At 67.3% G+C, this 22,988-nt stretch carries 18 protein-coding genes, 1 tRNA gene and 2 pseudogenes; 8 read left to right on the top strand and 13 right to left on the bottom strand.

Going from position 1 to position 22,988, the window contains the following annotated elements:
- Positions 1-11: 11 nt before the first annotated feature.
- Positions 12-338 carry a hypothetical protein gene (locus VJ655_RS07055; protein ID WP_324110355.1) on the bottom strand — a complete coding sequence of 109 codons (327 nt, stop codon included), beginning with the start codon at positions 336-338 and terminating at the stop codon, positions 12-14.
- A 377-nt stretch (positions 339-715) separates the two neighbouring features.
- Between VJ655_RS07055 and VJ655_RS21040 the strand changes: the two are divergent.
- The 4 genes and pseudogenes from VJ655_RS21040 to VJ655_RS07065 form a co-directional block, all read left to right on the top strand.
- Positions 716-1,099 (top strand): annotated as a pseudogene (locus VJ655_RS21040) (TonB-dependent receptor plug domain-containing protein); the annotation flags it as partial.
- Positions 1,082-1,157: pseudogene (locus VJ655_RS21045) on the top strand (hypothetical protein); the annotation flags it as partial. The pseudogenes VJ655_RS21040 and VJ655_RS21045, both read left to right, overlap by 18 nt.
- A 194-nt stretch (positions 1,158-1,351) precedes the next feature.
- Positions 1,352-3,199, top strand: a complete 1,848-nt coding sequence (locus VJ655_RS07060; protein WP_414646957.1) for a TonB-dependent receptor — start codon at positions 1,352-1,354, stop codon at positions 3,197-3,199.
- A 91-nt stretch (positions 3,200-3,290) separates the two neighbouring features.
- Entirely contained in the window at positions 3,291-5,318 is a 2,028-nt protein-coding gene (locus tag VJ655_RS07065) for a nuclear transport factor 2 family protein (RefSeq protein ID WP_324110357.1), read from the top strand.
- 11 nt (positions 5,319-5,329) lie between these two features.
- Here the strand turns inward: VJ655_RS07065 and VJ655_RS07070 are convergent, their stop codons facing one another.
- The 8 genes from VJ655_RS07070 to VJ655_RS07105 form a co-directional block, all read right to left on the bottom strand.
- Positions 5,330-5,860 (bottom strand): hypothetical protein, encoded by a 531-nt coding sequence (locus VJ655_RS07070; protein WP_324110358.1) that lies wholly within the window; start codon positions 5,858-5,860, stop codon positions 5,330-5,332.
- On the bottom strand, positions 5,857-7,437 hold the full coding sequence (locus tag VJ655_RS07075; protein WP_324110360.1) for a serine hydrolase: 1,581 nt from the start codon (positions 7,435-7,437) through the stop codon (positions 5,857-5,859). The genes VJ655_RS07070 and VJ655_RS07075 overlap by 4 nt, the downstream gene beginning before the upstream one ends.
- Positions 7,434-8,555 carry a hypothetical protein gene (locus VJ655_RS07080; protein WP_324110361.1) on the bottom strand — a complete coding sequence of 374 codons (1,122 nt, stop codon included), beginning with the start codon at positions 8,553-8,555 and terminating at the stop codon, positions 7,434-7,436. Before VJ655_RS07080 ends, VJ655_RS07075 begins: the two co-directional genes overlap by 4 nt.
- Entirely contained in the window at positions 8,552-9,601 is a 1,050-nt protein-coding gene (locus VJ655_RS07085) for a DUF1611 domain-containing protein (RefSeq protein ID WP_324110362.1), read from the bottom strand. Before VJ655_RS07085 ends, VJ655_RS07080 begins: the two co-directional genes overlap by 4 nt.
- Positions 9,602-9,605: 4 nt before the next feature.
- Positions 9,606-11,849: a TonB-dependent receptor gene (locus tag VJ655_RS07090; RefSeq protein ID WP_324110363.1), complete on the bottom strand. Its 2,244-nt coding sequence runs from the start codon at positions 11,847-11,849 to the stop codon at positions 9,606-9,608.
- A gap of 149 nt (positions 11,850-11,998) precedes the next feature.
- Positions 11,999-13,285 (bottom strand): peptide MFS transporter, encoded by a 1,287-nt coding sequence (locus VJ655_RS07095; RefSeq protein ID WP_324110364.1) that lies wholly within the window; start codon positions 13,283-13,285, stop codon positions 11,999-12,001.
- Complete coding sequence (locus VJ655_RS07100) at positions 13,282-14,295, bottom strand: dipeptide epimerase (protein WP_324110365.1); 1,014 nt, start codon at positions 14,293-14,295, stop codon at positions 13,282-13,284. The genes VJ655_RS07095 and VJ655_RS07100 overlap by 4 nt, the downstream gene beginning before the upstream one ends.
- Positions 14,295-16,322, bottom strand: coding sequence for a serine hydrolase domain-containing protein (locus tag VJ655_RS07105; RefSeq protein WP_324110366.1), 2,028 nt, complete (start codon positions 16,320-16,322; stop codon positions 14,295-14,297). The genes VJ655_RS07100 and VJ655_RS07105 overlap by 1 nt, the downstream gene beginning before the upstream one ends.
- Before the next feature lie 133 nt (positions 16,323-16,455).
- Here VJ655_RS07105 and VJ655_RS07110 point away from each other — a divergent pair, with 133 nt between their 5' ends.
- Positions 16,456-17,094, top strand: a complete 639-nt coding sequence (locus tag VJ655_RS07110) for an XRE family transcriptional regulator (protein ID WP_324110367.1) — start codon at positions 16,456-16,458, stop codon at positions 17,092-17,094.
- A gap of 160 nt (positions 17,095-17,254) precedes the next feature.
- Here the strand turns inward: VJ655_RS07110 and VJ655_RS07115 are convergent.
- Positions 17,255-17,345, bottom strand: a tRNA-Ser gene (locus VJ655_RS07115).
- A 165-nt stretch (positions 17,346-17,510) separates the two neighbouring features.
- Between VJ655_RS07115 and VJ655_RS07120 the strand changes: the two genes are divergently transcribed.
- Complete coding sequence (locus VJ655_RS07120) at positions 17,511-18,995, top strand: exopolysaccharide biosynthesis polyprenyl glycosylphosphotransferase (RefSeq protein ID WP_324110368.1); 1,485 nt, start codon at positions 17,511-17,513, stop codon at positions 18,993-18,995.
- A gap of 54 nt (positions 18,996-19,049) precedes the next feature.
- Here VJ655_RS07120 and VJ655_RS07125 read toward each other — a convergent pair whose 3' ends face one another.
- Positions 19,050-19,328, bottom strand: a complete 279-nt coding sequence (locus VJ655_RS07125; protein WP_324110369.1) for a sel1 repeat family protein — start codon at positions 19,326-19,328, stop codon at positions 19,050-19,052.
- A 172-nt stretch (positions 19,329-19,500) separates the two neighbouring features.
- Positions 19,501-20,226 carry a glutathione S-transferase N-terminal domain-containing protein gene (locus VJ655_RS07130; protein WP_324110370.1) on the bottom strand — a complete coding sequence of 242 codons (726 nt, stop codon included), beginning with the start codon at positions 20,224-20,226 and terminating at the stop codon, positions 19,501-19,503.
- Between the two features lie 193 nt (positions 20,227-20,419).
- On the opposite strand from VJ655_RS07130, the gene VJ655_RS07135 reads away from it, so the two are divergent.
- Positions 20,420-20,893, top strand: coding sequence for an RcnB family protein (locus VJ655_RS07135; RefSeq protein WP_324110371.1), 474 nt, complete (start codon positions 20,420-20,422; stop codon positions 20,891-20,893).
- A 194-nt stretch (positions 20,894-21,087) separates the two neighbouring features.
- Positions 21,088-21,450, top strand: coding sequence for a proteophosphoglycan 5 (locus tag VJ655_RS07140; protein WP_324110372.1), 363 nt, complete (start codon positions 21,088-21,090; stop codon positions 21,448-21,450).
- A 76-nt stretch (positions 21,451-21,526) separates the two neighbouring features.
- Here the strand turns inward: VJ655_RS07140 and gatB are convergent.
- The coding region (gene gatB, locus VJ655_RS07145; protein WP_414646956.1) for an Asp-tRNA(Asn)/Glu-tRNA(Gln) amidotransferase subunit GatB at positions 21,527-22,988 on the bottom strand (1,462 nt) is incomplete at its 5' end.

Below are 22,988 nucleotides of genomic sequence, written 5' to 3' on the forward strand. Positions count from 1 at the left end.
CGAGCCAGCCTCTAGTTCAGATCCTTGCGGTCGACGCGCCAGCGCGGAAGAACGCAGAGGCCGCGATCCTTGCCGACGAACATCGCCTCGCCGGCCGCATCGCCCTTCAGCCGCCAGGACAAGCCAAGCCACGGGCAGCCCGCCAGCCCCCGCGCCCAGCACGCCGCTGTTCCAGACCATGGTGGTGGCGACGCGCGGGTCGGCCGAGGCCTCATCAGCAGCGGCCGGGAGGTTCCATTGGGGTTGTCGTAGTCGAGCGAAGCCGGAGACACCCAGCCCTCCCCCGGCGTCCACCATCGATCGGGCGGTCCTTCGACCACGGCCAGGCCCGCGATCACGGCGGTCAGCCCGACGCCGATCAGCGCTCCCGACGGCCTCGCCGATCCATCCTCCCATGAGCCTGTCGTTTCCCGCGGGCTTTTTCAGACAGAGCTCTCACCGTGTTTACGGCCCGAGATTCCACGCGTCGCAAACTGTTCGACATCGAACCACTTGCGTCTCCGCCGGTGTTTGATCGGAAGAATCCCGGGCCCTTGGTCGCAAATAGGGGCGCCGATGCAGGCAAGTTCATTGATCAATCTTCGGTAGGGTAGTTGCCGGCCAATGAGTATCTCCCGAGAACGTGGAGGAGCGTCGGTCATGAATAGATAAAATAATTGGGGGGTAATTTATGGTGAAGAACGTGATCCTCACGTCCGCGTCCGCGTTCGTGCTAATGGCCTGGGCTCCCGGAGCCCAAGCTCAGACACCGGCGGCGACGCCCGCGACGGAGCAGAGCTCCGAGATCCAGGAGATCGTGGTCACCGCCACGCGCCAAGCCACCAACCAGCAGGCCACCCCGATCGCGATCACCGCCGTGACCTCGAAACAGCTCGAGGAACGCGGCGTCAAAAGCACCGCCGATCTGTCCGCCGTGGTTCCCAACGCCACCTTCCGCCGCGCGCCGGGCGCGTTCGGCCCCGGCGTCACCGCCTTTATCCGCGCCATCGGTCAGGGCGACACCAGCCTCGGTTCGGAACCGGCGGTCGCCTACTATGTCGACGACGTCTATTACCCGCTGCTGCTGGGCTCGAACTTCGACCTGCTGGACCTCGACCACATCGAGGTGCTGCGCGGCCCGCAGGGCACGCTGTTCGGCCGCAACGCCCTTGCCGGCGCGATCAATATCGTCAGCAAGCAGCCCAGCCTGACCGACACCAGCGGCTACGCCCAGATGACAGTGGGCGACTATAACCGCCGCGACTTCCGCGCCGGGTTCAACCTGCCGCTCAGCGACAAGCTGGCCCTGCAGGTGGGCGCGGTGTCCAAGAAGCGCGAGGGCTACCAGCGGGTGCTGGACTTCCGCTGCGAGATGAACCGACTGGGCACGCCGGCCCTCGCGGGACGACTGCCCTATTCCAGCGCCATCAACACCACGGCCAGCAACTTCTCGCCCAGCGACTGCACCATAGGCCATCAAGGCGGCGACGATGTCCGCGCCGTGAAGGGTTCGCTGCTGATCGCGCCGACCGACCGGGTTCGCCTGACCGTCTCGGCCGACTACACCCACGACCAGTCGGAAAATCCCGCCGACCAACTGCTGTCGGTCACCGGGCCCGGCTCGGCCAATCTGCAGGCGGAAGCCGGCTATTTCGGCGTCGCCTATGACAGCCGGTTCGTGACGGGCAATCCGTTCACCACCTACGCCACCTACGCCGATCCGGTGGGGTCGGGCGTGACCATTCCGGGCAGCACCTTCCACAACGGCCTGGTCAATCGCGGCGGCGCCAAGTTCAGCCCGATCAACAATCTGAAGAACCGCGGCGTCTCCGGCCGCCTGGTCGTCGAGCTGACCGACCAGATCGACCTGACCACGGTCGTCGGCTACCGCAACCTGACCGAGGCCCACGCCTTCGACGTCGACGCCTCGCCCCTGGCTCTCGAACACACCCAGCTGCAGATCGGCGAGCACTACACCAACGCCGAGATGCGGCTGGCCGGCAAGTCCAGCTTCGTCGACTGGGTGGTCGGCGGCTTCTATTTCGAGGGCAAGGGTTTCACTCACGCCATCATCTATTCGCCGCAGAGCGCCTATTATCGAATTCAGAACATCGCCTACAAGCCGATCAGCAAGGCCGCGTTCGCGAACGTCACGCTGAAGCCGATGCAGGATCTGAACGTCACCCTGGGCGGCCGCTATTCCAGCGACAGCAAGTCGGTCGACTTCAGCACCGTGCTGGACACCAACACCGGCACGACCTCGCACGTGGGCGACACGCTCTTCAAGGTGCGGCCCAGCGCCAAGCGCTTCGACTGGAAGCTCGGCGCCGACTACCATATCAACGACGACGTCATGCTGTACGCCTCGGCGGCGACGGGCGCGCGCCTGCCAGGCTATAACACCCGGCCTCAGCAACCCTCCCAGGCCCAGGCCTACGAGGGCGACGAGACCCTGGCCTACGAGCTGGGGACCAAGACCTCGCTGTTCGACCGCCGCCTGCGGGTCAACGCCACGGCCTTCTACACCGACTACAAGACCCGCATCACCAGCGTGGCCGGGGCCGAGCCGAACCTGCTGACCGGCGCGGTGATCGCCGGGACCCAGACGGTGATCCCGCTCCCGGCCGCAGGCGCCGGCGGGACCAGCTGCCGGACCTACAACGCCGCCACCGACGGTCCGGTGGACCTGGCCCGCGGCGTCGGCATCACCTGTATCCCACGCACCTACTTCGTGAACACGCCCGGCAAGGTCAAAGGCCTGGAACTGGAGGTCGAGGGCAATCCGCTGCCGGGCCTGCTGATCAACGCCGCGGCCGGCTATGCGAAGTTCACCTCGCCGGACCTCAAGATCGCCACCCGGGCCAACAATCGCCTGGCCAACATCCCGGAGGTGAACCTCAACGCGGGGATCCAGTACACCCTTCCGGTGGACGCCCTGGCCGGCAAGATCACGCCGCGCCTCGACTGGTCCTACACCGGCTCGATCTATCCGAGCTCGGCCCGGAACACCTTCAACCAGCCGTCGTATTCGCTGGTCAACGCCCGGATCACCTACGCCAACACCGAGCATGACCTGACGATCGCGGCGGGGGCGACCAACCTGTTCGACAAGCTCTACTACCAGAACTTCTTCATCTATCAGGACGTCGGCTTCCCCAACAACAACGGCCAGCCGGGCGCGCCGCGCCAGTGGTTCGTGGAGATCGGCAAGAAGTTCTGATCGGGTTGCTTAAGCCCGAACCAAGGATCAAGCCCCGCCGGCCCTGGGTCGGTGGGGCTTTATGCGAACGACTTTGACGACGGAGAATGACATGGCGTGGCGGATCGGGGCGAGCTCGGCGGCGGTGATGGCGGCCATGGCGACGGTGGCGAGCGCCGCCCCGGCGCCGCGCCCCATCGACATCCTGGCGCGCGACGTCGAGCGGGTGGAATCCGCGCGAGCGGTCAAGGACGTCCAGCGCCACTACGCGCAGTTCAGCCAGTTCGGCCGCTGGGACTCGATGGCCGCCCTGTTCGCCGACAACGCCACCCTGCGCTGGGGCGAGGAGACCGTGACCGGCCGCGCGGCGATCGCCGCCTGGCTGAGGGCCAAGGCCGGCGCGATGGATGGCGTCCGGCCCGGCTCGCTGCACACCGAGATCATCGACGAGCCGCTGGAGAACCTCTCGCCGGACGGCAAGACCGCCAAGGCGCGCTGGATGGGGCTGCGGTTCCTCGGCGACGGCGCCGGCAAGGCGCGGATCGAGGGGGGGCTTTACGAGAACGAATACGTTCGCGAGGCGGGCGGCTGGCGGATCTCCGCCATGGTCTATCACCCGCAGTACGAAGGCGACTACGCCGACGGCTGGACCAATGTCGGCGGCAAGGACCTGCCGATCGTTCCGCCGCACTTCACCACCGATGAGACGGGCGTGCCTATTCCGCCCGCCACCGGCGCCGCGCCGCGCACCTCGGCGACGGTGGCGAGTCTCGCCAGTCGGATCGCGCGACTGAACGACGAGGACGCCGTTCGCAACGTCCAGAACGCCTATGGCTATTACGTCGACCGCCGCATGTGGACCGACGTGGTCGATCTGTTCGCCGACGACGCGGCAGTCCGCATCGCCGGGGTTGGCGACTATGCGGGCCGCGACGGCGTGCGCCGGGCGATGGAGCGCATGGGACCCGAGGGGCTGACCCACGGCCAGCTGAACGACCGACCGATCTTCGACCTGATCGTCCAGGTCTCGCCGGATGGCCGAGAGGCTATCGCCAGAGGGATCGAGGTCGGCATGCTGGGCGACGCCGACAAGCGCCAAGGCGCCTGGGAGTTCTCGGTGTTCCACAATCGCTTCGTCAAGCAGGGCGGGATCTGGAAGCTCCAGGCCCTGAATCTGACGCCACTGGTGCGCGCCGACTATGCCGAAGGCTGGGGCAAGGGCGGAGAAGGCGCCGTCTCGACGAAGCCGACGCCGCCGGCCTTCCTGCCGGTGGCGCGGCCCGCGCCCGCGCCGGTCGCCGGGGCGGTTCCGTCGCTGGACGATCTGGCGCGTAAGCTCGCCCGTTCGAGCGCCTACGACGGGGTCGAGAACGTCTCGTCGGCCTATGGCTTCTATATCGACGACTTCCAGTGGCCGCAGATGGCGGCGATCTTCGCGGTGAAGGGCAACAAGCAGTCGCCGTTCGCCGGCTACTATCTGGGCCGCGACCGAATCCTGGGCGCGGTCAACGCCAGCTGGGGGCCGGCGCCCAAGCTGCGCGCCGCCATCTCCTTCCACTGGCGCACGCAACCCGTGATCCAGGTGTCCCAGGACGGCCGCTCGGCCAACCTGCGCACGCGCCTGTTTCAGCCTCGAACCTCGAAGGCCGCGCCGGCGGGGCCTAGCGAGTTCTACATGGGCGGCGTTCATGCGGGCATGTACCCGAACGAGCAGGCGGTCCTTGAGGACGGCGTCTGGCGGCTGTGGAGCGTGACGATCGACGAGCACTATTTCGCCTCGCCCGACTGGAAGGGCGGCTGGGCCTCGGCGGTCGACCGTCCCGACGGCGCCGCGCCGCCGCCTAGCAAGCTGCTCACGATCTATCCACCCGACGTGAAGATCTCGGACCTCGGCCGTCGCGAGGAGGGCTTCCGGGGTGGCACGGGCAAGACCATCACCTGGCCGGGAATCCTGCCGATGTGGTTCAACTATCGTAACCTGGTTAGCGGCCGCACGCCCGAGCGCTACTGGCCCGACTGCGTCCCTTGCGAGGCCCTGCCGGACGCGCGCATGACGGCGCACGGCTATCAGGCGCCTCCGACCGGCCCCCAGGTTGATGGGGTGGACCTGGGCGCGCCGAAAGCGTCCGAAAACCCGTAGCGGCGGGGGTCTTAGCCGCGCCTGTCCTGGCCGTGGGCGAGCAGAGCCTGGGCGTAGTGGCGTCGATCGATGATCGGGCGGCAAAAGGTCAGCGCGCCGTCTATGACCGCCGGCTCGGCCAACAGGGCCTTGAACCAGGCGTTGGCCTCGGCCACGCCGCGATGGAGGGCGGTCACCCGGTAGTTGTGCTTGCCGGTGATCGCCGCGGCGGTCGAGACGTGCGGATCCGCCCGCAGGCGTTCCTCCAGGCGCTCCAGATCCGGCATCGCCAGGAGGCGGGTGCGAAGATCGGCGATGCAGTGGCAGACGTTCTCGGGCAGGCGAACCCTGTCAGCCAGCCGGAGCAGGCCGCTTCGCTTGAAACGGGCGATGATCCTGAAGGCGGTCGTCTGCGAGACGTCGAGCATCGCCGCGAGCTGCTGCGTGGTCGGCAGAGGCTTACCCTCGAGCCTGGCCATGATCTCCAGGTCGAACTCGACGCTCTCACGTGGTGCGGGCGTCTCGCACGCGGCGTCGGGCGAACGGGCGCTGAACGAATTCACTGACCGCCGCTCTTGGGCGTGAACAGGAGGTCGTGATAGTCCCAGCTGAAGTCGGCGATCGGCGAGACAGCCTTCATCGTCACGCGCTCGACACCGCCCTCGGCGTTCAGGCCAAAGGTCACGTAGGCCGGCTCCAGGGTCTTGTCGTCGAAGCGGGTGACGAAGGTGTCGTACTGCCAGTGCTCAAGCTTGCCGGCCATCCGCGGCGTGGACTTGAAGTCGATGCGGAGGCCGCCCTCGCCAGGCGTCTGGGTCACGGCGATGTCGCCGTACCAGGGATCGCTGTACGTCCCCGCATATTTCGCCGTCGGCAGCGAGGGCCCGACCGCGGCCGGCTTGGCCTGGACGCCGTCCAGTCCCTTCAGCGCTCCGGCGATCAGCTGCTGCTTGTAGGCGATATACCGTTCCGTCCAGGGCTGTGGCTGAAGCCCCAGATAATGGTCCAGCAACTCGTACATCAGCCCGCGCGGGAGCTCGCCGTCCTCGCTGTTCAGCTCGATCGAGAAGCCGGCGTTGCGGCTGGGGATCAGCACCACCACGGTCTTGAAGCCGAACACCGCCCCGCCGTGCCAGACAATCTGGGTTCCGCGATAGTCCTGGATCTCCCAGCCCAGGGCATAGGCCTGGAAGGTCGGCTTGGTGACCTCCATGCCCGGCGGAACCTTGTCGATCGGCTGGATCACCGTCGGCTCCCACATGGCGTCGTGCTGGGCCTCGCTGAACAGACGACCGCCCCCGGGCAACCGGCCGTGCGCCAATTGCAGCTTCAGCCACTTGGCCATGTCGTTGGCGCTGATCGCCATCCCGCCGGCGGGGGCTGCGCTCGTCGCCAGCTCATCGCGCTCGTCGAGAACCTCCTGGTCGCCCGCCCCACGCAGGCCGCCGTTCATGCGGGCGTGCGGCTGGGCGCGGTTGGCGACGTCGAAGCGGCGGCCGTCGGTGGTCGCGGTCGTCATGCCGGCGGCGGCGAAGACGTGCTCGCGGACGTAGTCCTCCCAGGTCTGGCCGCTGATCGCCTCGATCAACTGGCCCGCCACCATGTAGAGGATGTTGTCGTAGGCGTAGCCGCTGCGGAAGCTGGTGACGGGCTTCAGATAGCGCAGGCGCCGCACGGCCTCGGCGCGCGGGATATTGCTGCGCGGCACGAACAGCAGGTCGCCCTGCCCCAGCCCTAGCCCACTGCGATGGACCAGCAGGTCGCGGACGGTCATCTCGCGCGTCACCCACGGGTCGTACATCTGGAAGCCCGGCAGACGATCGGCGACCTTGTCGTCCCAAGAGAGCTTGCCCGCGTCGACGAGGGTCGCCAGGGCCGCCGTGGTGACGGCCTTGCCGGTGGAGCCGGTCATGAACAGCGTGTCGGCGTCGACCTTCTCCGAACCGCCCAGCCGGCGCACGCCCCAACCCTTGGCCAGCACGGTCTGGCCCTCGTCGACAATGGCGATCGACAGGCCCGGCGCGCCGACCTTTCGACGCAGTTGTTCGACGTGCGCGTCGAAGCCCTTTGGCGGCTGGACGACGGGCCCGGCGGCCACGGGTGCGGCCTGGAGGGCGATGGCGAGGACGAGGCTGATCATGGAACCTCCGGTTGGAAGACGGGACCCCGGACGAGGCGGGCGAGACCCACCGTGATCAAGGGCGCGACGTAGAGGGCGAACAGCGCGCAGGCCAGCAGCCGATAGCCGCCCGCGATCAGGCCGACCAGCCCGACCCGCTGGGCCAGCACCATGCAGAAGATCAGAACGACCAGGGCGGACACGGCCCGGGCGCGGACGCCGAAGACGCGGCCAAGCCGCGCCTGGAAGGGGCCGGCGATGCGCTCGTTGATCCCGTGCACCGCGCCAGCGCCGCTTTCCAACAGCGCCGCGAACACCATCAGTTGGAACAGCAAGCGGAAGACGGGAAGATTCAGCTTGGCCAGCAGCACATCGGACGGCAGGGCCGCTCCGGCGACCTCCGGCGCATAGGCGCACATGCAGACGAAGAAGACGAAGGCCGGGATCATGGCCAAGGGCCCGGCGATCAGGCCGGCCGTGACGGCGTCGCGGTCGCTGAGCAGGTGACGGGTCACGGGCAGGATGATCACCGCCCCGATGATGTTGTAGCCGGCATAGGTGGCTCCGCCGACGAAGGCGGTGGGTCCCACCGCGATCGGCGCCGAAAAGGCGGCGGCGATGTCATGACCGAAGGCGCCCAGGGCCAGCACTAGAAAGAGGCCGTAGACGCCGTAGAGCAGGATCGAGACCCAGGCGAACAACCGCTCGACCATGGCGTTGCCGAACGCGGCGAACAGAGTGACGCCCAACAGCAGAACCAGCGTGCCGACCGCCTTCGGCGCGCCTAGCACGGCATGGCCGATCTCGCCCGCCGCCGCCCCGAACACGGCCAGCACCAGGACGACGAAGAAGGCGTAGGCCAGTTCGAAGGCGATCCAGCCGCGCCCCAGCAGCGCCTCGAAGAAGCTCCGATAGTCCCGCGCCCCGCTCGCCCGCGCGAACAGGAAGGTCAGGACGCACATGCCACTCCAGATCAGCGTCGCCAGCGTCAGGCCCGCGAGCCCGCCCCAAGGCCCGGCCGGCAGGAAAAACTCGGCGATCTCCCGGCCCGTGGCGTAGCCGCCGCCGATGACGGCGGCCTTGAAGGCCAGGCCCGGCAGCAGCCAGCGACCGAACCAGCCTGACGCCTCGCCCGTCATGCGAGACAGGCGTCCAGCAGCCGCTCGAAGGCCGGACCGCCGCGCATAGGGTCGGCGGCGGGAAGTCCCAGGCGCTCGGCCACCGCCTCGATCTCGGCCTGGGCGGCGCGGGGCGTCAGCTTGCCGGTGTTGAGGCTTATCCCGGCGCAACGGATGTCCGGGCTGGTCACGCGTCCCAGGGCCAGGGTCGCGGAGATCACCGCCTCGATCGACGGAACGGCGTGACCGGCATAGCCCAGGATCTCGGCGCGGCCCGGCTCGTGGCAGACCACGAAGGCGGTCGGCTGGCTGCCTTGCAGCAGCCCGAGCGACACCGCGCCATAGGCCGGGTGCAACAAGGAGCCCTGCCCCTCGATGACGTCGACATGGCTGGGCGGAGCGGCGGGGCTCAGCATCTCGGCGGCGCCGGCCACGAAGTCGGAGACCACGGCGTCGATCGGCACGCCGGCGCCAGCGATCATTATGCCCGTCTGGCCGGTGGCGCGAAAGTCGACGTCCAGCCCCCTGCCCCTCAATCCCCGCGTAATGGCCAGGGCCGCGTACTTCTTGCCCAGGGCGCAGTCGGTGCCGACGGTCAGGATCCGGCGTCCCGATCGCCGCACGCCAGCGCCGACGGGGATGCCCTTCGGCGGCGTGCGGACGTCGATCAGCCGGCGTCCGGTGCGCTCGGCGGCGGCCTTGAGTTCGGGGATGTCCGCCAGTCGAGCGTGCATGCCCGAGATGATGTCGAGCCCAGCTTCCAGCGCTTCGACCAGGCCCGCGATCCAGGTTCGCGGAATGATCCCGCCGGCGTTGGCGACGCCGATCACCAGGCCGCGCGCGCCCGCCGCCACCGCCTGGCGCGGGGCCAGACGCGGCAGGCCGGTGCTGACCCTGGCGCCGGGTAAGGTGAACTCGCCGACGCAACGCTCGCCGACCCAGTCGCGCAGGCCGAACGCGGTCTTGGCGTAGCCCGGCTCGACCGTGTCACCGAGGAACAGCAGATAGGGCGATGGCAGGCCGTCCTCCGCCGCCTCGTCACGCGGGGCTGTGGCGATGCTGCTCATGAGGTCAGAAGCCGGCCGTCAGGCTGACGCCGATGGTGCGCGGCCGGATCATGCCCGTGCCGATCGCTCCGCCCGGGTAGATCGGCAGCCCATTGGCCGTCGTCGAGGAGGTCGAGGTCTTGCCGTCGGCGTCGGTCAGGTTCTTGACGTAGGCCTCGATGTCGACCCTGCCGACAGTGATCCCAGCCCGCAGGTCGACCACCTCGTAGGACGACAGCTTGCGCTGCTGGCCGTGCGCGGCGCGGTAGTCGGCGTCGAAGCTTCCGCTCTGCTTGCCCATCACCCGCAGCGAGGCGCCGACATAGGCCTGGTGATCGCCGATGGACCAGCTGTAGTCGCCGTTGAAGCCAAGGCTGAGCTTGGGCGTGAACGGCAGTTGGTCGCCCTTCTTGCCGCCGACCAGGTCGCTGGTGTCGCCGTCCAGCTTGGCGTTTGTATAGGCGCCGTTGGCCGACAGGGTCAGGCCCTTGGCCAGGCGGGCGCTGGCGTTGAACTCGATCCCGTCGCTCGTCGCGTCAGCCCCGTTGGCGTTGATGCCGAAGTTGTTGACGACGGTCAGCAGCTGAATGCCCTTCCAGTCGATGTGATAGGCCGCGACATCCAGGCTCAGGCGGTGATCGGCGCTCTCGCCCTTGAAGCCGGCCTCGTAGCTGGTGACCTTGTCGGGCGCGAAGCTGGATGGGGTGCCGGCCGGAGCGCCAGGCGGAATGACGTTGGGGCCGCCTGGGCGATAGCCCTTGGCGACGCGGCCATAGATCGAGCGGTGCTCGTCGAATTTGAACTTCGGGGCCAGCGAATAGGTGAAGACGTTGTCCGAGGATTTCAGGTTGCTGTTGACCGGCACGCCGCCGGCCAGCACGCCAGACGCCGCCTGGCTGGCGGTCTGCTTGTTGTGGCTGTAGCGGCCGCCGACATCGACATCGATCCGCTCGCCCAGATGCAGGGTCGCGTTGGCGAACCCGGCGTATTCCTTGTAGCGCGAGTTCAGATCAAGGTCGGCCAGCAGCGGCAGGCCGGTGAGCTGCGTCAGGGAGCCAGGCGTGACGGCGATGTACTCCTGGTGAACCAGGCCCTTCTCGTCGGTGAAGTAGCCGCCGACCAGCCATTCGAACGGCGCGCCGGCGTTCGAGGCTAGGCGCAGTTCCTGCGTATATTTCCGGTTATTGGTCTTCTGGCCCAGATAGAGATCGTTCGGAGCGCCAAACACCGCCTCGATCAGGCCGCTGAGGTTGAACGTCGCGTCGTCGCGCTTGGTCTGGTTCTGCTTGGTGTAGCTGCTGGACGCCGTCAGCGTGGCGAAACCCAGGTCGTAGTTCAGCACGCCGTTATAGACACGGTAGGCGACGTCCGAGACCGTCGGGACGTACTGCGACAAGGTCGGCCGCCCGTACAGGGTCTTCAGGGTGTCCGGATCGCTCTCGACCTCGGTCGGGCCGTCGGCCTTGATGTCCTGCAGCATCGCCGTCAGCCGCAGGTCGAAGGCGTCGTTCGGCTTGAACAGAAGCGAGGCGCGGCCGCCATAGACCTTGGCGTCGTTGATGTCGTTCTCGACGTCGGAGCCGCTGGTCCCGATCGAGTCGATGAAGCCGCCGTCCTTACGGTAGAAGCCCGACGCGCGCAGGGCCACCGTTTGGCTCAGTGGGATGTTGACCATCGCCGTGGTCCGGTACGACAGGTCGCCGCCCTTGGTGTCCTCGACCGAGATGCGCCCCCGGGCGGCGTAACCGCCGAAGTCCGGCGTGTTGGTCACGAACTTCAACAGCCCGCCCATGGAGCTGGCGCCATACAGCGTGCCTTGCGGACCACGCAGCACTTCGATGCGCGCGACATCGAAGGTGTCGAAGTCGCCCGCCAGAACCGCGCCGTTGACCAGGGCGCTGCTCGAGCCGAACGGGGTTTCGTCCATATAGACCGCGACCGTCGAGGCCACCCCGCCTGTGTTGACGCCACGCATGACCAGGCGCCCCTGCCCCGGCGTCGCCTGGCTGAGCTGCAGGCCGGGCACGAGCTTGAGGTAGTCGCTGAAGCTCGTCGCCTGCTGGGTCTCCAGCGTGCCCCCCGACACCACCGAGATCGCCTGCGGAATGTCGATCAGCGTCTGCTCGCGCTTCTGAGCGGTGACGACGATCTCCTCCACGGTCGAGACATTCGGCCGGGGTCCGTCGTCCTCCCCCGCGAAGGCCGGCGACCGAGCCAGCAGCGCGCCGATGGCGCTGGAGATCAGCAGGGTCGTTCGATTGAGCTTCATCCCCATTCCCCTCGTTGAAGATCGGCGGCTTCGCGAAACTGGCTGACATCGGGTCCGCCGCTTGCCGCTCACCCCGCCCATTACGCAAATTTAATCCTGAACAGGACAATGTTATCCCAATCAGAGAATTGTCAACGACTATTGTGCGACTAGGCGGACGGCGCGCCCGCTTCGGCGCGACGCGCCCAGGGATCGATCAGGCGCAGGAGGATCGCCGCCGTCAGCGCCAGACCGGCCAGCAGCGCGAAGTAGAGGGCGTGCGGCATCCCGCTCCACAGTGTCCCGACCAGGCCCGCGCTGAGGCTTCCGGCGAAGATGGTCAGGTACCACGCCGCCACGGTCGTCGCTCCGAACCCTGGCGGCGCCAGACGCGCGAAGAGGCCCAGGCCCGTCGGCAGAATGAAGAGCTCGCCGAACGTATAGACGCCGAAGAACGCCACCAGCCAAAGCCAGTGGGCCTTGCCGCCCGTCAGGGCGTCGACGGCGGACAGCATCAGATAGGAGCCGGCGACGATCAGCGCCCCCGTCGCCATCCTCTGCGCTGGCGAGGCTCCTCGTCCAGCGTCCGCCCGCCGCTTCCAACCGGCCAGCAGCATCGGCGTCATCGCCATGACCAGCAGCGGATTGAGCGACTGGAACCAGGTCATCGGCACGGTCCAGGATCCGAACGCCCGATCCACCCCGACATCGGCCCACAGGGCCACCGTGTTGCCGGCCTGCTCATAGGCGCCGCGGAAGACGGTGACCGACAGGGCGACGCCCGCCAGGACAAGCACCGTCGACAGCGCCATGCGCCCGCGCGCGCCGCCGGAAGTCTCGGTGACGACGTCGACCTTTCGCTGCTCTGCCGGCAGGTAGCGCTGGCCCCACAGGTAGATCAGCAGGCCGGCCAGCATGCCCACGCCCGCCACCGCGAAGCCGACGTGCCAGCCGAACAGCTCGCCCAGCGTTCCGCAGAGCAGCGGGGCCAGGAAGCCGCCGATGTTGATCCCCAGATAATAGACGTTGTAGGCCCAGCCGCGTCGGGGGTCGTCCTGCGCGTAGAGATCGTTGATCTGGCTGGGCAGGGTCGGCAGGAACAGGCCGTTGCCCAAGGCGATGGTGGCCAGGGCGACATAGAGGAGCGGCTCGAAGCTCATCATGAAGTGACCGGCGGCCATGACGCTGGCGCCGATGATGATGGCCCGGCGTTTGCCGAGCAGCCGATCGGCGATCACCCCGCCGATGATCGGCGTGAAATAGGCGCAAGCCGTGTAGGTCCCGTAGATCAGGGACGCCGTCCCCTGGGCGATCAGCAGGTGCTTGGTCATGTAGTAGACCAGCAACGCCCGCATGCCGAAGTAGGAGAACTGCTCCCACATGTTCGTCAGGAGAAGGACGGTCAGGCCGCGCGGCTGACCGAACCAGGGCCGCGCCTCGGCGGCCGCCTGGCTCATGCGGCGGCCGCCGAGGCCGGCGCGCCCCAAACGTCCTCGCCCGCCCAGACCGTCCCGTCGCGATAGACGACGCTCGGTGAGCGGTCCTTGGCTAGGAAGGTCGGCCCGTCGAGATCGACGAGGTCGCAGATCTGCCCCAGCACAAAACCCGGCCCGGTGGCGAGGCTGGTGCCGACCATGGTGCCGACCATGACCCCCAGGCCAAGCCGGCGCGCCTTGGCGGCCATCAGCAGGCCCTCGGTGAGACCGCCGCACTTGTCGAGCTTGATGTTGATGACCTGGAAGCGCCCCACCGCGGCCGCGACGTCCGGCAAGGACACCGCGCTTTCGTCGGCGGCGATCGGGATCGGGCTGTCGAAACCTTCCAGTTCGTGCTCGCAGCCGCGCGCCAGCGGTTGCTCGAGCAGCAACACCCGCTGCTCGACGAGGGTCTCGACCAGCGGATCGAGGTCGGCGCGGACGAAGCCCTGATTGCCGTCGACGCCCAGCCAGGCGTCGGGGCGCGCGGCGCGGATGGCCCTCACCCGCTGCTGGTCAAGCGCCAGATCGCCGGTCAGCTTGATCTTGATCGACCGGGCCTGGCCGTAGTCGATCGCCCCCCTGGCCATCGCCTCGGGCGTATCGGCGCCGAGCGTGAAGGTCGTGCGCAGCGGCCGGGGCGCGTCCAGCCCCGCCAGTCGCCAAACCGGCTGGCCGGTCACGGCGGCCTCCAGTTCCCAGAGCGCGCAGTCGACGGCGTTTCGGGCTCCGCCGGGCGGCAGAATGAAGCGTAGCGCCTCGCGCGTTGGCCAAGCCTCGATCGCGGCGCGCACCGCCTCGATCTGGGCCCGCATGCCGTCGACGGTCTCGCCCAGGAAAAAGACGCCGGACGCCTCGCCCCGCCCCCTAGCCCGGCCTTCCGACAAGGTCACCACGATGATCGCGGACGTGTCGAAAACGTGGCCGGCGATCCGGAAGGGCTGAGCCAGCCGTAGCGTCTCGCTGGCGATATCAAGAGTCAGCCGGGCCATCAGTAGTGCACCGACATCGCCAGCAGGTGGAAGGTCGCGGCCACATAGAGCAGCAGGAGCGAGGCCAGCAGGATCAGCACGCTCCACAGCTTGCGCGCCCAGCCGCGGCCATCGGTCCAGGTCAGCCACAGGTTCCAGCCGGCGGTGAGCACGGCGAGGGCCAGCGCCACCCAGGTCAGGCCCTGCAGCAGCATCAGGACGCCGTCCATGCCGCCGGCCATGGCGGCCGGGCTCGAAGTCAGTTTGGCGATGCCCACACCCCAGCCGACTATCAGAGCCAGCAACAGCCCCGCCCCGGCGCGGGCGGCCCGCGAAGCGGTCAGCGCCTTGCCCGAGATGTCGGGCGCGGCCTTGTAGCGGCGGCGCACCAGGGCAACGACCGGCCAGTAGAAGAAGGTCAGGATCAGGACCAGCAGACTGGCCACGACCGCCGGCAGCAGCCAGGCGGCGTCCTGCCCGGCCGGAGCGCGATCGAAGACCATGAAGGGCGAGCCGAAATCCCAGCTCCAGCGGACGGGCTTGCCGTTCACCACCTGGGCGGCCAGGCGATCGTGCCCGCCGACCTCGCGCCAGACGTAGGGCGCGATCTCGATCCAATCCTTGGGGCGGCCGTTGGGACCCAGCAGGCTGGGCACGATCAGCTCGCCCTTCGGCCCGACCGCGACCTTGGTCTGTCCCAGCGCATAGAACAGCGCCAGGAAGGTGCTGTCGGCGCGACGGCTGACGACCCAGGTCCCGGCCATGGCCTTGGCGTGCTCGGCGGCGGTCTTGGCGTCGACCCGGCCATCGGCCAGCGCGCTCGTGGCGGGCAAGTAACGGTCCGAGAAGTCGCGGAACAGGGCCGTGCGCAGCACGCCCGCCGCCCCCTCGCGCCCGCCGCTGTTGAGCGACAGGTAAAGCCCGACGCCGTCGTTCATGAAGAGGTGCAGCGAGGAGTGGAAGCCCTCGGTGTCGCCCAGGTGGCCAATGACGTTGCGGCCGTTGATCGAGGTCTGGAAGAAGCCCAGCTCCATGCGGTCCAGCGAACCGATCAGCGAGCGCGGGTCCACCTTGTCCACGGGGCTGTCGTGCATCATGCGCGCCGTCTCGGGCGACAGGATGCGCTGGCCGTCCAGCTCACCGCCTTGCAGGTGGGCGATCATGAAGCGGCCCATGTCGGCGCCGGTCGACGAGGCCGCGCCGGCGGGGGCCGGGCCGACGATCTCGAAGCCCTTCGAAGGTTTGCCGGGTTTGTCGTAACCGGTGGCGTCATGCCCTGCCAGGCTCGCGGGCAGCGGCTGCCGGAACGTTGTGTCGGCCATCTTCAGCGGCCCCATCACATGGCGCTCGAGATAGGCGTTGAACGGCTCGCCCGACACGCGCTCGACGATGTAGGCGGCCAGGGCGGTGCCGTAGTTCGAATAGGCCGGCGTCACGCCCGGATCAAAGATCCGCTTGGGCACGTGGTTCTTCAGGTAATCGCCGAGCGCCGGCTCGGGCTTGTCGTAATAGATCAGCGCCTTGACCACCTCCTCGAAGCCGGCGGTATGGGTCATCAGCTGCCGCGTGGTGACGGGCTTGCCGTTGCGCGGCGGGATCTTGAAGTCGAGGTAGCGGTTGACGTCGGCGTCCAGGTCGATCTTGCCGGCCTCGACCTGCTGCATCACCGCCGTCCAGGTGAACAGTTTCGAGATCGAGCCCGGCCGGAACAGGGTCTTGTAGGGATCGACCGGCGTTTTCTTGTCGCGATCGGCGTAGCCGAAGCCGCGCGTCGTCAGGATCTGGCCGTCCTTGACCACCGTGACCACCGCGCCCGGTATGTCGCCCGTTCGCAAGGCGTAGGGCATATAGCCGTCCAGCCAGAGGTCGACATCGGCCTTGGTCAGGGCCGGAGCCACAGGCGGCGACGCCGGAGCGGTGACCACGGATGGCCTCGCCGCCTTGGCGGCCGGCGGCGGCGCCGTTTCCTGTCGGGTCTGCGCCTGGGTCGACCCCAGCCCCGCCAGCAGCGCGAACACCGCGACAGCGGCTCCCTTGAACGCTTGCATGTCTTGTCTCCCCTCGCCCGACGGCAGGATTGCTCCCGCACGGCTCAGCCGATAAATTGGGAGACAACTATCCTAATTGGGACAATTGCTATCCTGATTAGAAAATTCGTCAACTGTCGAGGAGTCGCGGCGCGTGCCTGCCAATGCCCACACGCTTGGAACCCTGCTGCGTGGATTGAGGGATCGTGAGGGCCTGACGCTCAAGCAAATGAGCGAGAAGAGCGGCATCCCGGTCTCGACGCTCTCGAAGGTCGAGCACGACCGGCTCACCCTGACCTACGACAAGCTGCAGCAGTTGGCTCAACGCCTGGGCATGCGCATGTCGGAGCTGTTCGCCGAGGATGCGGCCAGCCCGCCCCAAGCGGTCACCGCCCGACGCAGCCTGGGCGATGTCGAGCGAGCCGTCCGGGTCGAAACGCCGAACTACGATTATTACTACCTGCACACCGAACTGCGCGGGAAACGGATGATCCCGGTGATCACCAAGATTCGCGCCAAGAGCGCCCAGCAGTTTGGCGATCTCGTGCGGCACGCCGGCGAGGAGTACATCTTCGTCCTGAAGGGCCGGATCGTTGTCACGACCGAATTCTACGACCCGGTGGTGCTGGAGGAAGGCCAGTCGATCTATATCGACTCCAGCATGGGCCATGCCTATCTGGCCGCCGAGGGCTGCGACGAAGCCGAGGTGCTGGGTGTCATGTCCAGCGACGATGAAGAGTTGATGCAGGCGCTGCTGGACCTGCACGAGGACCAGAAGCAGCTCCGGCGCTGAAATCGCGATCCGTCCGCGAGGTCATTTCCAACAGGCGCGGCCGGATCGGCGACTCGCGCCGCCATGGCGCGCGTTTTCGAAAACCGTCAGACCAAACTGCGCCCGCCTGGCCGCGCGGATTGCGCCGATATTCTTCTAAGTCGCTAAAAATATAAGAGAATGGCGGAGACGGAGGGATTCGAACCCTCGATACCCTTTTGAGGTATGCCGCTTTAGCAAAGCGGTGCCTTCAGCCTCTCGGCCACGTCTCCTCCTGAGAGGGAGCGGTTCGATAGCGTGTTCCCTGCGACATGACAACGGCGTCAATGAGGAAAATATGCGTGTTAACGTCGCACTCAGGAGGCGCCGCTAAGTTGAACGCTGTTTTCTCAGCGTCGAGCACCATGCGCCCCGTCCCAGAGCCCAACGCCACGCCCATGTCCGCCGCCGCATTCACCGCCTCCGGGGATACGCCGGGGCGCGCCGCGACAGACATCGAAGCGTCCGCCGGACGCCGGCGGCGAGGTCCGTTCCGCCCAGGCCGGCTTGTGCCGTCCCGGTCTCGGTTGGACGCGCGTTGGCTGGCGCGGACGTTTCGCGTCATCGACATCACTGCCGCGGCGATCGTCGCGGTCGCGGTGACGCTGGAGCGGTCGCCCCTGAGCGGAGCGCTCTGGGCCATGGCCGCGCTCATCGCCTTGCGGGCCCTGGGCGCCTATGCCTTTCCCCGCAAACAGGGCCTCTCGCGCCACCTGGTCATCGTCGGCCAGGCGCTGGTCATCGCGGCCCTTGCGGCGTTCCTGGGGTCGATGGTCTCCCGGCCGATCGACGTCGTGTCGGGCTCGACCCTGCTCGGCGCCAGCGCCTTCGTGGCCGCGCTGCACGCGACCTGGTGGAAAATCATCGCCCATGGCCGACGCCAGGGGCTTCTGACGCCCAACATCGTCGTGGTCGGGGCCACCGCCAACGCCCAACGGCTGATCGAGGCGGCCATGCGCACCGGCGAGGCCAATGTGCTGGGCCTGTTCGACGACCGTCTTCAGCGCGCGCCGGAGAACATCCTGGGCGTGCCCTTGCTGGGCGACACCAACGCGCTCGTGAACCACCGGATCATGCCTTGCGTCGACGGGGTGGTGATCGCCATCCCCTCCGCCGCCGAGGCGCGCGTGGGCCAGCTGGTCGACAAGCTGGGCGTTCTGCCCAATCCCCTGAGCCTGTTCATCGACGTCGGCGGTCCGGACGAGGATGACGCGGCCCTGGCGCGCATCGCGGCCGGCGCGGAGCATCCCCTGACGGGCTCGGGCGTCCTCTTCCGCGGGCGGGCCTTGTTGAAGCGCGCGCAGGATCTGTGCGTGGCCGTCTTCGGCCTGATCGTCGCCAGTCCGGTCATGCTGGCCATCGCCGTGGCCGTGAAGCTGGACAGCCCCGGCCCCATCTTCTTCCGCCAGCGCCGCCACGGCTTCAACAACGAAGAGATTCTGGTCTGGAAGTTCCGCTCGATGCGTCACGAGATGGCCGACGCCAGCGCGTCTCGCCAGATCAGCGCCGACGACGACCGCGTCACCCGGGTCGGAAGGTTCATCCGCAAGACCAGCCTCGACGAATTGCCTCAGCTGTTCAATGTCCTGCGCGGCGAGATGTCGATCGTGGGCCCCCGTCCGCACGCCATCGGCATGAAGACCGCCGGGGTGGAGTCGGCCAAGCTGGTCGCTCAGTATGCTCACCGCCACCGGATGAAGCCGGGCCTGACGGGCTGGGCCGCGATCAAGGGCTCGCGCGGACCCGTCGACACGCCGGACTGTGTGCGTCGTCGCGTGGCGCTCGACGTCGAATATATCGAGCGCCAGTCTTTCTGGCTGGATCTCTACATCATCCTGATGACCGTCCCCTGCCTGATGGGGGACCGGTCAGCGGTGCGCTAAAGCCCCTTTCCGATCTGATTGCTCCAATCAGATCGGACAAACCGGAAGACCGGATCAGCCGTGGGCGAGCCACTCGCGGGCTTGGCGCTGGGCCTCGGCGACGTCTTCGCTGGCCATCTCCTGAGACAGCTCCTTGCGATAGAGCTTAGCCTCGACCGAGCCGCGCATGGCGGCTAGGTTGAACAGCATGTGGGCCGAAACATAGTCCAGCGGCGCGCCGCCTTGGCCGGTCGAATACAGCAGACCCATCCGGAACAGTTCGTCTCCGGTGGACTCGACGTTCGGCAAGGGCAGCGTGGCGACGACGGCCGGCGGTTCGTTCATCAACATCATGGCTCATCTCCTCTCTCAGGCTCGCCCCGTCGTTCTGTCGGATCAGAGCCTGTTAGGAGAGAAGTCCAGTGCGGCTGAACATATAGTTAACCGCCCGACCATCATGAATGCGACGAAATGTATACTCGACGTTCAAGCTTATTACTGCCCGTCAACATGAGTATACGCAGCCTTAACGCGCCCTCTGGCCGAAGAGCACTTTTCGAGCCTCTTCCGCGGCTTTTCCTGAAGCCTGGAGCCCTCCGGAGCGCAATTCGGCGCCCAACTTGAAACCTTTTTGAACCGCCTCGCGAGCGCCCACGCGCTCAAACCAGGTCCTCAGATTGGGGAACTCTTCCAGGATGATGCCCTGATTTTTCCAGGGAACGACCCACGGCCACGCCATGAAGTCGGCGATGGACAATTGGCCGCAGATGAAGTCCCGCCCGTCGAGGCGCTTGTCGAGCACGCCGTACAGCCGATGGGTCTCGTTGGTGTAGCGGGCCACGCCATAGGCGATCTGGCGCTGATCGGCGATGATCGCCGGGGCGTATTGGCGGAAGTGATGGGTCTGGCCAGCCATGGGCCCGAGACCCGCCATCTGCCACATCACCCACTGGTCGATCTCGACGCGGTCGCGCTCGGTTTCGCCGTAGAAGCGGCCGGTCTTGCGGGCCAGGTATTGCAGGATCGCGCCGGACTCGAAGATCGAGATCGGCTGACCGTCGGGCCCATCGGGATCGACGATGGCGGGCATCCGGTTATTGGGGCTGATGGCCAGGAACTCGGGTTTGAACTGCTCGCCCGTTCCGATGTTCACCGGGATCATCTCGTAGGGCAGGCCCATCTCCTCGAGGGCGATGGAGACCTTCCAGCCATTGGGCGTGGGCCAATAGTGCAGTTCGATCGGATGGCTCATCGGCCTCCCCTCCCTCTTGTTCTCATCGGCTCCGAACATGGTCGCGGCCCGCGCGGCCGCCAAGGCTTCCCCGGGGAAATCCTGCGATTCCCGTTCAGACCCGGTTCAGTCGCGAGCCAGGATCATGCGTTTCGAAGGTCGAGGGAAGTTTCTCGGCGGTCCCGCACGGCCGCCCGACCAAAGGAGAAGACGAATGAAGCGTCTGCTGCTCACCATCGCCGCCGTGGCCTCCGTGGCTGGCCCGATGGTCCTGTCGGCGACCGAAGCCGCGGCCCAGGACCGAGGGCGCTGGGACCATCGCGATCGCGATTGGGATCGTGACCGCGACCGCGGCCATTGGGACAACGGCCGCCACAACGGGTGGGACCGCGGCGACCGCTGGGATCGTGACCGCCACAACGGCTATTATTACAACAATCGCTGGTCGTACGGTCCGCCGCCGAGCGCCTATTACGGCCGCCCTGGCTTCCGTCCCGGCTACAACGCCTGGCGACGCGGCGCCTATCTGCCCAGCTACTATCGCGACCGCGGCTATGTCGTGCACGATTACTATCGCTATCACCTGCGCCCGCCGCCTCGCGGCTATTATTGGTATCGCACCGGCAACGACTACGTCCTGGCGGCCATCGCCAGCGGTTTGATCTTCGAGGTGATCGCCAACCGCTAGACCTGAACTGCGCTTGATCTCCGCGAACGGTGTCCTGGACTGTGCCTGGGACGCCGTTTTGCGGCCACATGCGCCTCAACCCTGCCGCGTATGGGGCGCAAGCGCCCGATTGCGAAGTCATTTCGACCGCATTGACGGGTCAGCGTCAGCGGCGCGTCACAGTCCGACGCTGCCGAAACAATGGTCCTGAAACGATGACGACCCTGCGCATCACCACCGCCGCCCTCGCCTTGGCCGCCACCGCCTATGCCGGTTCGGCCTTCGCCCAATCGACGCTGCCGCAAACCTCGCCGGCCAATCCGTCGCCGATGTCGACGACGCCCGCGCCGACGACATCGGTCCCGCCGGCCAACACCGCCGAGCCGAGCATGCAAACCCCGACGGACGCGACCTCGGCCCCCGCCGACAGCGCCACCAGCGCCGGCAGCCCGACCTCGGCCACCGCCCCGGCGACCGAAGAGCAAACGGCCCCGAGCGCGAACGACAAGGCCGCCAAGAAGGCCAAGAAGCACAAGAGCCACGCCGAAGACCCGGCCGCTCCCAGCCAGCCTCAATAAGAAAAAGTTCGCATCAACGAAGAAGGGCCCGCGGTTTTCGCCGCGGGCCCTCGTCATTTCTGGATAGCCAAAACGCCTATTCGACGCCGAGCTTCTTGCGGAGCAGCTCGTTGACCGTGGCCGGATTTGCCTTGCCGCCGGTGGCCTTCATGACCTGGCCGACGAACCAGCCCAGAGCCTGCGGCTTGTCCTTCACCGCCTCGGCCTTGTCCGGGTTGCCGGCGATCAGGTCGTCGATGGCCTTCTCGATCGCGCCGGTGTCGTTGATCTGCACCAGGCCGCGCTTCTCGACGATCTCGGCGGGACGGCCCTCGCCGTTCCACATGTGCTCGAAGACCTCCTTGGCGATCTTCGACGAGATGGTGCCGTTCTCGATCAGTTCGACCAGCTGGGCGATGTCCGACGACGGCAGCGGCGAGTCCGTGAACGACGTTCCGGCCGCCGACAGCTTGGCCAGCAGTTCGTTGGTGACCCAGTTGGCCACCAGCTTGGCGTCGCGCCCTTTCGCGGCGGCTTCGAAGTAGTCGGCGCGGTCGGCGTCGATGATCAGCACGCCGGCGTCATAGGCCGAAAGGCCGTACTGGCTCTGCAGGCGCGCCTTCTTGGCGTCCGGCAGCTCGGGCAGCGTCCCCTCGATCTGCTTCACCCAGGCGGGGTCCAGCACCAGCGGCAGCAGGTCCGGATCGGGGAAATAGCGGTAGTCGTGCGCCTCTTCCTTGCTGCGCATCGAACGGGTCTCGCCCTTGTTCGGGTCGAACAGGCGGGTCTCCTGGTCGATCTTGCCGCCGTCTTCCAGGATCTCGATCTGGCGGCGGGCCTCGTACTCGATCGCCTGCTGGATGTAGCGATACGAGTTGACGTTCTTGATCTCGCAGCGCGTGCCCAGGTGGCTGAAGTCGCCCGTGGCGCGGAACTTCTCGTAGTCGCCCGGACGGCAGACCGAGACGTTCACGTCGGCGCGCAGATTGCCCTTCTCCATGTCGCCGTCGCAGGTGCCCAGATAGACGAGGATCGTCCGCAGCTTCTTGACGTAGGCGGCCGCTTCTTCCGAGGTGCGCATGTCCGGCTTGGAGACGATCTCCATCAGCGCCGTGCCCGCCCGGTTCAGGTCGACATAGGTCGCGTTCGGATCCTGGTCGTGCAGCGACTTGCCCGCGTCCTGCTCCAGGTGCAGGCGTTCGATGCGCACGTCGAAGGTCGTGCCGTCGTCGCGCTCGACGCTGACGACGCCCTCGCCGACGATCGGCTGGTCGAACTGGCTGATCTGATAGCCCTGCGGCAGATCCGGATAGAAATAGTTCTTCCGATCGAAGCGGCTCTTCAGGTTGATCTGGGCCTTGAGGCCGAGGCCCGTCTTCACGGCCTGCTCGACGCAGAACCGGTTCAGCACCGGCAGCATGCCCGGCATGGCCGCGTCCACGAGGCTGACCTGCTCGTTCGGACCCGCGCCGAAACCGACGGCGGCGCCGGAAAAGAGCTTGGACTTGCTGGCGACCTGGGCGTGCACCTCGAGGCCGAGGACCATTTCCCAGGGGCCG

This window comes from Caulobacter sp., from assembly GCF_035254145.1.
Taxonomy (GTDB): domain Bacteria; phylum Pseudomonadota; class Alphaproteobacteria; order Caulobacterales; family Caulobacteraceae; genus Caulobacter.